At 73.2% G+C, this 12,943-nt stretch carries 10 protein-coding genes; 3 read left to right on the plus strand and 7 right to left on the minus strand.

Annotated elements, in window-relative coordinates; genetic code table 11:
- Positions 1-231 precede the first annotated feature (231 nt).
- Positions 232-867 carry a hypothetical protein gene (locus tag ACFYOJ_RS11730; RefSeq protein WP_356551816.1) on the plus strand — a complete coding sequence of 212 codons (636 nt, stop codon included), beginning with the start codon at positions 232-234 and terminating at the stop codon, positions 865-867.
- Between the two features lie 69 nt (positions 868-936).
- Here the strand turns inward: ACFYOJ_RS11730 and ACFYOJ_RS11735 are convergent, their stop codons facing one another.
- Entirely contained in the window at positions 937-1,725 is a 789-nt protein-coding gene (locus tag ACFYOJ_RS11735; protein ID WP_356551818.1) for a hypothetical protein, read from the minus strand.
- Positions 1,726-1,875: 150 nt separating this feature from the next.
- Positions 1,876-3,579 carry a PucR family transcriptional regulator ligand-binding domain-containing protein gene (locus tag ACFYOJ_RS11740; protein WP_356551820.1) on the minus strand — a complete coding sequence of 568 codons (1,704 nt, stop codon included), beginning with the start codon at positions 3,577-3,579 and terminating at the stop codon, positions 1,876-1,878.
- Between the two features lie 369 nt (positions 3,580-3,948).
- Between ACFYOJ_RS11740 and ACFYOJ_RS11745 the strand changes: the two genes are divergently transcribed.
- Both ACFYOJ_RS11745 and ACFYOJ_RS11750 read left to right on the plus strand, forming a co-directional pair.
- Positions 3,949-5,406, plus strand: a complete 1,458-nt coding sequence (locus ACFYOJ_RS11745) for an NCS2 family permease (RefSeq protein WP_356551822.1) — start codon at positions 3,949-3,951, stop codon at positions 5,404-5,406.
- Between the two features lie 61 nt (positions 5,407-5,467).
- Positions 5,468-6,619, plus strand: coding sequence for an XdhC/CoxI family protein (locus ACFYOJ_RS11750; protein WP_356551824.1), 1,152 nt, complete (start codon positions 5,468-5,470; stop codon positions 6,617-6,619).
- A 12-nt stretch (positions 6,620-6,631) separates the two neighbouring features.
- On the opposite strand, the gene ACFYOJ_RS11755 is transcribed toward ACFYOJ_RS11750, so the two are convergent.
- From ACFYOJ_RS11755 to ACFYOJ_RS11775, 5 genes are all read right to left on the minus strand, one after another.
- Positions 6,632-7,177 (minus strand): YciI family protein, encoded by a 546-nt coding sequence (locus ACFYOJ_RS11755; protein ID WP_356551825.1) that lies wholly within the window; start codon positions 7,175-7,177, stop codon positions 6,632-6,634.
- A 104-nt stretch (positions 7,178-7,281) separates the two neighbouring features.
- Complete coding sequence (locus ACFYOJ_RS11760) at positions 7,282-9,711, minus strand: glycoside hydrolase family 3 N-terminal domain-containing protein (protein WP_356551827.1); 2,430 nt, start codon at positions 9,709-9,711, stop codon at positions 7,282-7,284.
- On the minus strand, positions 9,708-10,526 hold the full coding sequence (locus tag ACFYOJ_RS11765; protein ID WP_356551829.1) for a carbohydrate ABC transporter permease: 819 nt from the start codon (positions 10,524-10,526) through the stop codon (positions 9,708-9,710). The genes ACFYOJ_RS11760 and ACFYOJ_RS11765 overlap by 4 nt, the downstream gene beginning before the upstream one ends.
- Positions 10,523-11,479, minus strand: a complete 957-nt coding sequence (locus ACFYOJ_RS11770; RefSeq protein WP_356551831.1) for a sugar ABC transporter permease — start codon at positions 11,477-11,479, stop codon at positions 10,523-10,525. The genes ACFYOJ_RS11765 and ACFYOJ_RS11770 overlap by 4 nt, the downstream gene beginning before the upstream one ends.
- A 10-nt stretch (positions 11,480-11,489) precedes the next feature.
- Positions 11,490-12,794, minus strand: a complete 1,305-nt coding sequence (locus ACFYOJ_RS11775; RefSeq protein WP_356551833.1) for an extracellular solute-binding protein — start codon at positions 12,792-12,794, stop codon at positions 11,490-11,492.
- Positions 12,795-12,943: the final 149 nt, after the last annotated feature.

A 12,943-nucleotide genomic window follows, 5' to 3' on the forward strand; every position in this document is an offset into this window, starting at 1 on the left:
CCCCGCCGTCGCGGCCGGCACCGGACCCGCCCACCACGCACGCGCGGACGGGGGCCGGCGGCACGGCGCACCGGGACGCCCAGGCGGCCCGGTGCGCCGTGCCGCCGGGACGCAGTCGCCCCGTACCACCCCGTACCGCGCCGTGCCGTACCGCCCGTCCCGCACCCTGTTCCGGCTGCCCGGGCCTCGGACTCAGGGCCCGGGGCCCCGGACCCTGGAAGGAGGCACACCGTGGCCGGCGAGACGCCGCAAGCCCAGCGGCCCCCGGATCGCGCGCCCCGACGACACCCCCACCTCCTGTTGTGGCGGTGGCGGAGCAACGCCCTGCGGCGCCGCACCGACCGGGCGCAGGCGTGGGTCTCGTGCGGGCTGCTGCTCACCGTGCTGCTGGCGGCCCCGACGGTGCTGGTCATGGTCGGCGACAGCGCGTACCGGCACTACCGTCAGACCGCCGCGCACCAGGAACGGACCCGGGACCACGTGCCCGCGGTCCTCGTCCACGACGCCCCGCGCCATCCGGAACCCGGGTCGGAGGAGGCGAGGAGGACCCGCTACCCGGCCGAGGTCCGCTTCACCGGACCCGACGGCACGCCCCGCACCGGGAAGGCCGAGGTCGAGCCCGGGCTGTCCGCGGGCAGCACCGTCCTGGTCTGGGTGGATCGGACGGGGGCGATCACCGGGCCGCCGCTGGGCGCCGAAGAGATCCGCAGCCGCAGCCTGGGCTGGGCGATCCTCGCCTTCCTCGGCGTCGTCCTCGCCGGCCTCGCCGCGCACGCGGTCACCGCCCTGGTCCTGCACCGGCGCAACCTCGCCGCGTGGGACAGGGCCTGGGCCGCGACGTCCCCGCGCTGGAGCGGCTTTCCGTAGCCGACGTGCCCCGGAACGCCCGGCGGCCCCGGGACGCTCTTCGGGGTGCCCGCCCGGCGTGACCCCCCGTCAGGCCGTCGCCGCGTCCGCCTCCGGCGGGGTCAGCCGGCGGGCCAGCCACGTCGGTACGCCGCCGAGCAGCCGCAGGAGCCGCCGCGCCTCCTCCCGCAGCCGGGACGCCTCCGGCTCCGACTCCGCCTCGGCGAGCGACACCAGCGCCGGGGCCGTACCGACGAGGTAGCCCAGCTCCTCGCGGATGCGGAGCGACTCGGCGAACCCGTGCCGGGCCTCCGTCAACTCCCCCTCCCGCAGGGCGAGTCCGGCCAGATGCCGCCAGGTGGACGACAGCAGCAGCGGATCCCCCTGCGCCGTGGCCCCGGCGTGCGCCCGCCGGTACGCCGCGCGGGCGGCCTGCGGTGAGCGGGTCAGGTTCTCCGCGACCAGCCCGCGCCGGAAGTCCAGCAGCGCCCGCCCCGGCGCCCCCGGCGCGATCAGCGCCGCCGCCCGGCCCAGCGCGGCCCGCGCCTCGTCGGCCCGGTCGCGCACCCCGTGCACGGTGGCGGCGTAGGCGAGCTGTCCGCGTTCGCAGGCGGCGGCCCCGCGCTCGTCGTCCGTGTGGGCCAGCGCCTCCGCGGTGCGCAGGGCGTCCTCCGCCTCCGCCCAGCCCTGCTCGGCGTACAGGCACCGCTCCACCAGCAGGGCCGCGCGCTGCAGGGCGACGGCCGGGGTGACCGGCTGCAGCAGGGCCGCCGCGTCGGCCCAGCAGGCGCGCGAGCGCAGCCGCCACACCGCGGTCTGGAGCGGATCGTCACCCTCGGTCGTTCCCCAACCAGAACCAGCCATGGCGGAATGCGCCACGTCGCCCTCCCCAAAGCACGCCATCGAGCCGTCGAGTGGTGGCGGCATCTCAGCACGGATCGGGGGCCCGGCCAAGAGGTTGGGTGAAAAATTTCACAAAGTCGTGGGACTTCCGGGCGCCGAGGTTCGGGGCACCGCGCGCCCCGTGCCTCAGCTCATCCGCAGCGCCAGGAAGAAATCGAGCTTGTCCTCGAGCCGCGACAGGTCACGCCCCGTCAACTGCTCGATCCGCCCGACGCGGTAGCGCAGCGTGTTGACGTGCAGGTGGAGCCGGGTGGCGCAGCGCGTCCAGGAGCCGTCGCAGTCGAGGAAGGCCTCCAGCGTCGGGATCAGCTCGGCGCGGTGGCGGCGGTCGTAGTCCCGCAGCGGGTCCAGCAGCCGGGCGGTGAAGGCGCGGCGCACGTCGTCCGGGACGAAGGGGAGGAGCAGGACGTGCGAGGCGAGTTCCTGGTGGCCGGCCGCGCAGACCCGGCCGGGGCGGGCGGCCGCCACCCGGCGTGCGTGCCGGGCCTCCTCCAGCGCGCCGCGCAGCCCCTCCGCCGAGTGCACGGCCGCGCTGACGCCGAGGGTGATCCGCCCGTCGTCGCCCAGACCGGCCGTCAGCGGACCCCGTACGGCGCTGAGCAGGGCGTCGGCGAGGATGCCGGTCTCGGAGCCGTCGTGCTCGGCGGAGACGGCCGGCAGCGGGACCAGCGCCACGGCCTCCCCGCCGGTGTGCGCCACGGCGATGCGGTCGGAGTGCTCGGGGCCGGTGGCCAGCGGGTCGACGAGGATCTCCTCCAGCAGCCGCTGGGCGACCGGCCCGCTCTCGTCGTCCCCGCCGTCCGCCCACTCGACGCGGGCCACGACCACCTGCCAGTGCGGAGCGGCACCGAGGCCCGGCAGCAGCACCGGCGCCGCGACCCGCAGCCGGGCCGCGATCTCCGCGGGCACCGCGCCCGTCTGCACCAGCTCCAGCACCTCCTGCGCGAGCCTCCGGCGCACCGTGCGCGCCGCCTCCCGCCGGTCCCGTTCGACCGCTATCAGCTGGGTGACGCCGTGCAGCAGGTCGAGGCGTTCCTCGGCCCATTCCCCGGCGTCCGCCTCCACGGCCAGCAGCCAGTCGGACAGCGCGGACTCGCGCGCCTCCCGGGCGGTCCGCGGGACACGGTCCGCCCCGTCCACCGCCGGGCGGGGCCCCGTGCCGCGCACCGGGAAGAGGCTGTACGTCGTCGTGCCCAGCGTCACCCGGTGCGGCGCCCGCCGGCCCGCGCGGGTCGCGGCCAGGTGCTCGGCCGCCAGCTTCGCACACACCTCCGGGGGCAGCGCGGGGCCCGAGTCCTCGGGGCTCGCGACCGGCCGCCCGGTCGGCGACAGCACCCACGCCCGCAGGTCGAGGTCGGAGCCGAGCAGGTCCAGGACCACGTCGGGGCCGCCGCCCGCGGGGCCGGAGGTCATCATCCTGCGGTGCCGGTCCACCACGGCCGCGAGGTCCCCGGCGCGTTCGCCGGACACCTGCCGCACCACGTGCTCGGTGATGGTCGCGAACGCCACCGACTCGTTGACCGCGAACAGCGGCAGCCGGTGCCGGGCGCAGGCCACCACCAGGTCCTCCGGTACGCTCCCCAGCTCCGCCTCGCCGGCGGCGAGGGCGGCGACCTGGGCCTGCACCAGGATCCGGACGAACGGCTCGGAGTCGGCGGCGTCCCGGCGCCAGGCCAGGCCGGACAGGACCAGTTCCCCGCCCGAGAGGTAGCGGCTGGGGTCCCGCAGGTCGGTGGTCATCACGCCCCGGACCGCGCGGTCCAGCTCGTCCTCGCCGCCGAGCAGCTTGAGGCCCAGCGCGTCGGTGTCCAGCAGTGCGCGCAGCCGCATTCTCGTCGCCGCCGTTCTATGTCTCGAAGTGGTCCAGGTCACGCGGCCGTGTCGCCCGTTTCCGGAGGTGAGCGAGGAGACCCCGGAGGGCCTCCATTCATACGAATCTACAAGATGCCCGCCGTGGCCAGCTAACTCCTTCATGGTTTCTGCGACTGACCCGGCCCGAGCGGCGGACGGTGTACTGAGCCCGCCCCCCGCCGCACCCGGCCCGTTCCGCTCGCGGGCCCGGCGCACCGCACACCACGCACCACGCACCACCATCCACGCGTTCGCCTCGGGCCGTCCCCCGGGGTCGTGCACACCCACCATCCCGCGGCCGCCGCGGCGGCCGAGACGGGTGCCCTAGGAAATTCGGGAGACGGCCCCATGACCCAGCAGTCGGCGGATCCCGGGACCACCGCAAAGGACGCGGGCGCGGGTTCCCGCGTCCCCTCCGGACGGTCCTGGCTCGACCGGTACTTCCACATATCCCACCGGGGATCGACGGTCGCGCGTGAGGTGCGCGGCGGCGTCACCACCTTCATGGCGATGGCGTACATCCTCCTGCTCAACCCCGTCATCCTGTCCGGCGAGGACGCGGCGGGGGACACCCTCGGGCAGAAGGCCCTGATCACCGCGACCGCGTTCGCCGCGGCGCTCACCACGCTCCTGATGGGCTTCGTCGGCAAGGTGCCGCTCGCCCTGGCCGCCGGGCTCTCGGTGTCCGGGGTGGTCGCCGGCCAGGTCGTGCCCCAGATGACCTGGCCGCAGGCGATGGCCATGTGCGTGATGTACGGCGTGGTGATCATGCTGCTCGTGGTCACCGGCCTCCGCGAGATGATCATGAACGCGATCCCGCTCGCCCTCAAGCACGGCATCACCATGGGCATCGGCCTGTTCATCGCCATCATCGGCCTGGTCAAGGGCGGTTTCGTCCACAAGGGCGAGGCCACCCCGCTCACCCTCGGCCCGGCCGGCGAGCTGGCCGGCTGGCCCGTCCTGCTCTTCGCCGGCACCCTGCTGCTGATCTTCATGCTGCAGGCGCGCGACACCCCCGGCGCCATCCTGATCGGCATCGTCACCGGCACGGTCGTCGCGGCCCTGCTGAACGCCGCCGGCGTCATCGACCCGAAGCAGTGGGCCAACGGCGCCCCCGAACTGCACGGCAGCGCGGTCTCCATGCCCGACTTCTCCCTCTTCGGCGAGCTGGAGTTCGGCGGCTGGGGCGAGGTCGGCGCGATGACCGTCGGCATGATCGTCTTCACGCTGGTGCTGGCCGGGTTCTTCGACGCGATGGCCACCATCATCGGCGTCGGCACCGAGGCGAAGCTCACCGACGACAAGGGCCGGATGCCGGGCCTGTCGAAGGCGCTGTTCGTCGACGGCGCCGGCGGCGTCGTCGGCGGTGTGGCGGGCGGCTCCGGCCAGACCGTCTTCGTCGAGTCCGCGACCGGCGTCGGCGAGGGCGCCCGCACCGGACTCGCCTCCGTCGTCACCGGCCTGTTCTTCGCCGCCTGCCTCTTCTTCACGCCGATCACCGCGATCGTGCCGCAGGAGGTCGCCTCCGCCGCGCTCGTCGTCATCGGCGCCATGATGATGATGAACGCCCGGCACGTGGACTGGGCCGACCGCGCCACCGCGATCCCGGTCTTCCTGACCGTCGTCCTGATGCCGTTCACGTACTCCATCACGGCCGGTGTCGCCGCCGGCGTCATCTCCTACGTCGCCATCAAGGCGGCCCAGGGCAGGGCCCGGGAGACCGGCGCGTTCATGTGGGCGCTGACGGTGGTCTTCGTCGTCTACTTCGCCCTCAACCCGATCGAGAGCTGGCTGGGCGTGCACTAGCCGTCCCCGGGGGAACCCCGTCCGTACCACTTGCCGGACGAGGGGACCGGGAGACCGACAGATGCTGGACATCGCCGAGGAACTGCACCGGTGGCTCGGGCAGGGGCGCGACGTCGCGGTGGCCACCGTCGTGGCCGTCGACGGCAGCGCGCCCCGCCGGCCCGGCGCCGCCCTCGCGGTGGACGCCGGGGGCACGGCGATCGGCTCCGTCTCCGGCGGCTGCGTGGAAGGGGCCGTGTACGAGCTGTGCCGGCAGGCGCTGCGGGACGGGCGGACCGTGGTGGAACGCTTCGGCCACAGCGACGAGGACGCCTTCGCCATGGGCCTGACCTGCGGCGGAACCATCGACGTCCTGGTCGCGCCGGTACGGGCGGACGACCCCGCCCGGCCGGTCGTCGCCGCCGCCCTCGCCGCCGCCGCGCGCGGGGAGGCGGCGGCGCTGGCGCGGGTCGTGCGCGGCCCGGCCGGACTGCGGGGCGGCGCGCTCCTCGTCCGCCCGGACGGCTCCTACGAGGGCGACCTCGGCGGTCGTCCCGGACTGGACCGCACGGTGGCCGCGGAGGCGGTCGCCTTCCTGGCCGCCGGCCGCACCGGCACCCTGGAGGCCGGTGAGCGGGGCGCGCGCTGCGGAGCACCGCTCACCCTGCTCGTCGAGACGTCCGTCCCGCCCCCGCGCATGATCGTCTTCGGTGCGGTCGACTTCGCCTCCGCGCTGGTCCGCGCCGGCAAGTTCCTCGGCCACCACGTCACGGTGTGCGACGCCCGCCCCGTCTTCGCGACGCGCACCCGCTTCCCGGACGCGGACGACATCGTCGTCGAGTGGCCCCACGAATACCTGAAACGCACGGACGTCGACGCCCGCACGGCGCTGTGCGTCCTCACCCACGACGCCAAGTTCGACGTACCCCTGCTCGAACTGGCGCTGCGCCTGCCGGTCGCCTACGTCGGCGCGATGGGCTCCCGCCGCACCCACCTGGACCGCGTCGGGCGCCTGCGCGAGGCCGGCGTCACCGACCAGGAGCTGGCCCGCCTGCGGTCCCCCATCGGCCTCGACCTCGGCGCCCGCACGCCCGAGGAGACGGCCCTGTCGATCGCGGCCGAGATCGTCGCCACCCGCCACGGCGGCACCGGCACCCCCCTGACGGGCGCCCGCACCCCGATCCACCACGACGGCGCCCGGGCCGGGGCGGGACAGGCCGGCTCCGTGGTGTGAGCGGGGCTCCGGTCACCGGCGGCCGCCGGGCTCCCATTCGTGGACCTCGACGGTGGCGTAACGGTCCGGGGTCAGGACCGCGCGGGCCGCCTCCCGGTCCGGGGCCCTCAGCAGGACGGCCGTGCCCAGCCAGGCGGCGCCGTCGTCGGACAGCAGAGGGCCGTAGGCGATGAGTTCGTCCCGGTCGGCCGGTTCGAGGTCGGCCGGTTCTCCCGCGCCGAGGCCGAGCACGAGGTAGCGGTCGCCACCGGTGCGGCCGCCGGGGAAGTCCCACATCGTGCGGCCGAGCACGTTGCGCCACCGGCGCAGCAGCACGTCCCGGTAGACGCCCGCCTGGTGGTTCGGCTCGTCGAAGGCGAACGCGCGGGCGGCCTCGGGACCCGGCAGATCGACGATGTGCACGCTGCCGGAGGGCGTCTCCCCGTCGTCCGCGAAGGTGGGGCCGCGGGCGATCAGCTCCGCGGCGAATCCGTCCATGTAGGACCAGTGGGCCTCCGACAGCCGCTCGCGCAGGGGGAGGGAACCGGGGCGGTCGCGGTGGTAGCAGAAGAACTCCATGACCACAGACCCTTGCCGACGCGCGGCGCCGTTTCAAGGCCTTTCCGAAGCGGCCCGCTTCCCCTGCTGGGCAGGAGGAAGCGGGCCACGGCGTCGTACGCGGGTCAGGCGGCCGTCCGTGCCCCCGTCTCCGCGCTCCCGCCCGGCTCCTCGGTGAAGGCGGCGTGGAAGCGGCGGGTGTGGTCCAGCCGGTGTTCCGGGCCGGTGAGGGTGACCGTCGCCGTCAGGCGGACGTCGGTGCTGGAGGCCGCCAGCCGCAGGTGCAGCTCGCCTGGTTCGACCACCCGGTGCCCGTCGCGGCCGGTGAACGAGGCGACGTCGGCCGGGACGGTCACGCGCAGGCGGCGGGACTCGCCCGGCTCCAGCGTCACCCTGGTGTAGCCGACGAGGCGCTGCACCGGCTGGACGACGGAGGCGACGGGGTCGTGCAGATAGAGCTGGACGACCTCGGTGCCGTGCCGCCGCCCGGTGTTGGTCACGGTGAAGGCGAGGGAGAACTCGCCCGCGGTGTCCGCATCCGTCCTGTCGAGCGTCAGGTCGCTCCACTCGAAGGACGTGTAGGACAGTCCGTGCCCGAACGCGAACGCCGGGGTGGGGTCGATGCTGGAGACGTCGCTGGACTGCGCCAGCCGGGCGGCCAGGTAGCCGGCGGGCTGGGCGCCCGGCCCGCGCGGCACGCTGACGGGCAGCCGCCCGGACGGGTTGGTCCGGCCGCTGAGCACCCCCGCGACCGCGCGCGTCCCCTCCACACCGGGGAAGAAGCACTGCACGATCGCGGCGGCCTCCTCCACGGCCCGGCCGAGCGCGTAGGGCCGGCCGGCGAGCATGACCACCACCACCGGCCTGCCCGTGTCGAGCAGCGCGTCCAGCAGCTCCTGCTGGGCCCCCGGCAGGGCCAGCGACTCGGTGTCGCAGCCCTCCCCGCTGGTCCCGCGCCCGAACAGGCCCGCCCGGTCGCCGAGGGCCACGACGACGACGTCGGCCTCCCGCGCGACGGAGACCGCCTCCGGCAGGCCGCTCACGTCACCGTCGTCGACGCCGGTGCCGCGTGCCGCGGTCAGCTCCGCGCCGGGGAACTCGGCGCGCAGCGCGTCGTGCAGCGTGGGCAGGTCGATGCCCGGCGGGGTCCGCGGGTGGTGCACGCCGACGTGCTGGGGGAAGGAGTAGCAGCCCAGCACGGCCGTCGGCTCGGCGGCGTTCGGGCCGATCAGCGCGATGCGGTACGGCCGGTCCGAGGACCCCTCCAGCGGCCGGTCCAGGGGGAGGGTGCCGTCGTTGGCGAGCAGGACGACCGCCTCGTCGGCGACGGCCCGGGCCAGCTCCCGGTTGGCGGGGGAGTCCAGGTCCACGGTGCCGCGCAGCGCGTCCGGGTCGTCCACCGCGGCCCCCCGCAGGGCGTCCGGGACCGGGTCCCAGCCGGGGTCGAGCAGACCGAGGCGGATCTTCTGGGCGAGGACGCGGCGCAGGGCGCGGTCGACCAGCGCCTCCGGCACGCGGCCCGCGGCGACGGCCTCGGCGAGGGGCGCGCCGAACGTCTTGACGGTGGGCAGCTCCACGTCGACCCCCGCGCGCAGCGCCGCGCCCGCCGCCTCGGCCCAGTCCCCGGCGATCCCGTGCAGGATCTTGAGGAAGGCGATGCCGAAGTAGTCGGCGACGACCGTGCCGTCGAAACCCCAGGTGTCGCGCAGCAGTCCGGTGAGGAGTTCCTCGTCGGCGGCCGAGGGGATGCCGTCGGTGTCGGTGTAGGCGTGCATGACGGAGCCCGCCCCGCCCTCGCGCAGCGCCATCTCGAAGGGCGGCAGGAGGACGTCCGCCCGCTCGCGCGGGCCCATGCCGACGGGGGCGAGATTGCGGCCGGCGCGGGAGGCTGAGTAGCCGGCGAAGTGCTTGAGGGTGGCGACGACGCCCGCGGACTGCAGGCCCTGCACATAGGCGGTGCCGATGCTGCCGACGAGGTAGGGGTCCTCGCCGATGGTCTCCTCGACGCGGCCCCAGCGGGCGTCGCGCACCACGTCCAGGACGGGCGCGAGACCCTGGTGGACGCCGACGGAACGCATGTCGCGGCCGATGGCGGCGGCCATCCGGCGGACCAGGTCCGGGTCGAAGGTGGCGCCCCAGGACAGGGGCACGGGGTAGGCGGTGGCGCCCCAGGTGGCGAAGCCGGCCAGGCACTCCTCGTGCGCGAGGGCGGGGATGCCGAAGCGGTTCGCCGCGGTGATCCGCTTCTGGGTGCGCAGCAGGGACAGCGCGCCGAGCGCCGGGTCGACGGGGGCGGTGCCGAAGGGGCGGGTCAGCTGGCCCAGTCCGGCGGGAAGGAGGGCGTCGAGGTCGACGGCCTCCTCCATGTCGTGCTGATGGGGGGCCACGTCGCCGCCCTCGTCGGACGCGCCGACCCACACGCCGTACAGCTGGGCGATCTTCTCCTCCAGGGTCATCGCCTCGATCAGCGCGGACACCCTGGCGGGGACGGGGCGGGCGGGGTCGTTCCAGAGGGGGACTTCGGGGGTGGTCTCAACGGCCACGTCGGCGATCACTTTCCTCCGACGCCCATCAGACCCTGGACCAGGGCACGACGGGCGAACAGGTAGACGAGCAGGATGGGCACCATGGACAGCACCACGGCTCCCAGCAGACCGGGGATGTCGATGCCGTGCGCGGTCTGGAAGTTGTACAGACCCAGGGTGACCACCTTGGTGGACTCGGACTGGGTCAGCACGAGCGGGAACAGGAAGCCGTTCCAGGCCTGGAGCGCGGAGAACACCACGATGGTGGAGAGTCCGCCGCGGGACAGCGGCACGACGAGCTGGAAGAACACGCGCCGCGGGCTCGCGCCGTCCATCGCCATGGCCTCGTACAGCTCCGGGGAGATGTCGCGCATCGCGCCGCTGAGGATCAGGGCGGACATCGGCAGGCAGAACGCGGCCGTGGGCAGGATGACGCCGAGCAGGTTGTCGTACAGCCCGGCTTCGCTGATCAGGTAGAACATCGGCACGATCACGGCCTGGGCCGGGATGGCGAGGCCGAGCAGGAACAGCCGGAAGACCGCCGACGTGGCCCGGCCGCGGCTGCGGACGATCGCGTAGGCGAGCGGCGGGACCAGCAGCAGGACGATGCCGATCACACAGGCGGTGACGACCAGCGTGTTGAAGAAGTACCGGCCGAAGCCGGAGTCGAAGGCACCGGTGTAGTTGTCCAGCGTGAAGTCGTCCGGGAACGAGACCGGGCCGTTGTCGGCGTAGTCCTGACGGGTGCGCAGGGTCGCGGCGAGCATCACGTACAGCGGCAGGCCCACCAGGACGAGCCAGACGAGCGAGCCGACGCCGGCCACGTAGTTGGGTCGGCGCCTCATGACACACCCTCCATGGAGCCGCGCATCTTGTCGTAGCCGGAGACCCGGACGACGACCAGCGAGATGATCGTGGCCGCGACGACCAGGGCCAGGGCGATCGCGGAACCGGTGCCGTAGTCGAAGCTCTTGAACGCCTTGTCGTACATGTAGTAGGCGCTGATGGTGGTGTCGGTGCCGGGACCGCCCTGGGTCAGGATGAGGACCGTCTCGAACGTGGTCAGACCACCGACGATCATCAGGATCATCGAGGTGATCATGGAGGTGCGCAGCTGCGGCAGGGTGATGTGGAAGAACTGCCGGTAGCGCCCCGCCCCGTCGATCTCCGCGGCCTGGTACAGCACCGGCGGGATCGCGCGGGCCGCGCCCTGGTAGATCAGGGTGTGGAACGGGGTGAACTGCCAGGTGCTGACGAACGCCAGCACCCCGATGGCGGTGGCCTGTTCACCGAACAGGTTGCCGTCGCCGAACAGCCAGGCGGCGTCGGCGGGAATGCCGAAGTTCGGGTCGAGCAGCGCCCGCCACAGCACGGACACGGCCGTCGCGGACAGCAGCAGCGGAATGAAGTAGATGACCGACAGGACGGCGCGGTTGCGCTGGTGACCGGCGGCCCAGACGCCGAGCAGGATGCTCAGCGGGGTCTGCAGGACCACGCCGAGCGCGGTCAGCAGCAGGGTCAGCCAGATGCTCTTGAGCATGACCGGGTCGTCGATGAGGCGCGACCAGTTGTCCGTGCCGACGAACTCGGGCGAGCTGATCCCGTCCCAGCTCATGAAGGACAGCACCGCCACCATGATCAGCGGCACGATCGCGAAGAGGGTGAAGAACACTGCGGCGGGCAGCGCCCAGACGAAGCCGGGGCGGCCCACCTGCGTCGCGGACGAGGCGGGCGGCCGCCGCCGGGACTCCTTGCGGGGTCCGGCGGCGGGCCGGGCGCTCGTGATCTGTGTCGTCATGAGCCGTTCGTCACTCGGTCGGGAGGGCCTGCATGGCCTTGATGAAGCCGTCCGCGTCGAGCTGTCCGTTGAAGAACTGCTGGACGGCCTTGTGCATGTCCGAGCTCGCCTTCTGCGGGTACGCCTGGTCCCAGGAGAGCTGGAACGACGGGGCGTCGGCGACGAGGTCGTACTGGAAGCGCGAGTACTCGGGAGTGCCCGAACCGTCGATGAACCTGCCGGTGTCGGTCGTGGTCGGCAGGTTGCCGATTTCCAGGTGCGCCTTGACGAACTCGTCGGAGTACATGAGCTTCAGGAACTCGGCGACCGCCTCGGGGTGCTTGGTCTTCTTCATCACCGAGAAGTAGTTGTTGGGGTTGCCGGCGACGTTGGCCGGATCGCCCTTGCCGCCCGTGACGGTCGGGAAGGCGGAGTAGCCGAGGTCCTTCTCGGCGAAGTCCGGGTGGTCCGTCAGCTGCTGGGAGTAGTACCAGGAGCCCATCAGCTCGAAGCCGGCCTTGCCGGAGGCCAGCAGCTGGACCGAGCCGCCGTTGGTGTACTTGACGGAGTCGTAGTTCTTGCCGAAGGCGCCGGCGTCGACGAGTTCCTTGACCATGTCCAGGGCCTTCCTGCTGTCCGGGCTGTCCCAGGCGCTCTTGTCGCCCTTGACGGCCTTCGCGAACAGCTCCGGTCCGGCAATGCGGTCGAGGAGGTACTGGAACCACATCTGGGTGGGCCAGATGTCGCCGCCGCCGAGCGCGATCGGCGTGACGCCCTCGTCCTTGAGCTTCTTCACCGCGGCGAGCAGCTCGTCCCACGTCTTCGGCGGCTGGACGCCCGCCTCCTGGAGGACCTTCTTGTTGTGGAAGAGCAGGACCGGCTGGGTGCCGCGCATCGGGATGCCGTACGGCTTGCCGTCGACGACGGAGTTCTGGAAGACGGACGGCAGGAACTTCTTCTCCAGGTCCGGGTTCTTCTTGATGAAGTCGTCGAGCGGCAGCAGCAGGTCCGCCTTGACGAACGGCTTGATGCTGCCGCCGCCCCAGTGGAAGAAGACGTCCGGCGCCTGGGGGGTGTTGATGATCGTCTGGAGCTTCTTCTGGTAGTCGGCACCGGGGATGGTGTCGAGGACCACCTTGACGTCGGACGTCTTGTTGAAGGTGTCGACGATCTGCTGCTCGACCTTGTTGCTGGCGTCGCCGTAGACCAGGACGCGGATCTTCCCGTCGTCCGAGGAGCCCCCGCCGCTGCCGTCTCCGCAGGCAGCGAGAGTCGCCGCCAGGGCGAGCGCCGTACCGCAGGCGATCGCCCGGGCCAACCGTGTACGCATGCTCATCCAGCCTTCCGAAAGTTTCGATGCACTGACCGAAAGTCCTGCGGCTGGACAGTAGGCGCAAAGTGAAGAGTCGGTCAACGGTCGTGCGGGCAAGCGTCCAAACCGTTACGGCGGTTACCTGGCTCATGGGCGTGGCTGTAGGGAGGCAG

This window comes from Streptomyces sp. NPDC006384 (assembly GCF_042870695.1).
In the GTDB taxonomy this organism is placed as follows: domain Bacteria; phylum Actinomycetota; class Actinomycetes; order Streptomycetales; family Streptomycetaceae; genus Streptomyces.

Excerpts from the sequence above, each read along its gene's own strand:
- ACFYOJ_RS11740 (WP_356551820.1), bottom strand. The coding sequence starts at position 3,579 with ATGCGGCTGCGCGCACTGCTGGACACCGACGCGCTGGGCCTCAAGCTG.
- ACFYOJ_RS11745 (WP_356551822.1), top strand. The coding sequence starts at position 3,949 with ATGACCCAGCAGTCGGCGGATCCCGGGACCACCGCAAAGGACGCGGGC.
- ACFYOJ_RS11750 (WP_356551824.1), top strand. The coding sequence starts at position 5,468 with ATGCTGGACATCGCCGAGGAACTGCACCGGTGGCTCGGGCAGGGGCGC.
- ACFYOJ_RS11755 (WP_356551825.1), bottom strand. The coding sequence starts at position 7,177 with ATGGAGTTCTTCTGCTACCACCGCGACCGCCCCGGTTCCCTCCCCCTG.
- ACFYOJ_RS11765 (WP_356551829.1), bottom strand. The coding sequence starts at position 10,526 with ATGAGGCGCCGACCCAACTACGTGGCCGGCGTCGGCTCGCTCGTCTGG.
- ACFYOJ_RS11770 (WP_356551831.1), bottom strand. The coding sequence starts at position 11,479 with ATGACGACACAGATCACGAGCGCCCGGCCCGCCGCCGGACCCCGCAAG.
- ACFYOJ_RS11775 (WP_356551833.1), bottom strand. The coding sequence starts at position 12,794 with ATGAGCATGCGTACACGGTTGGCCCGGGCGATCGCCTGCGGTACGGCG.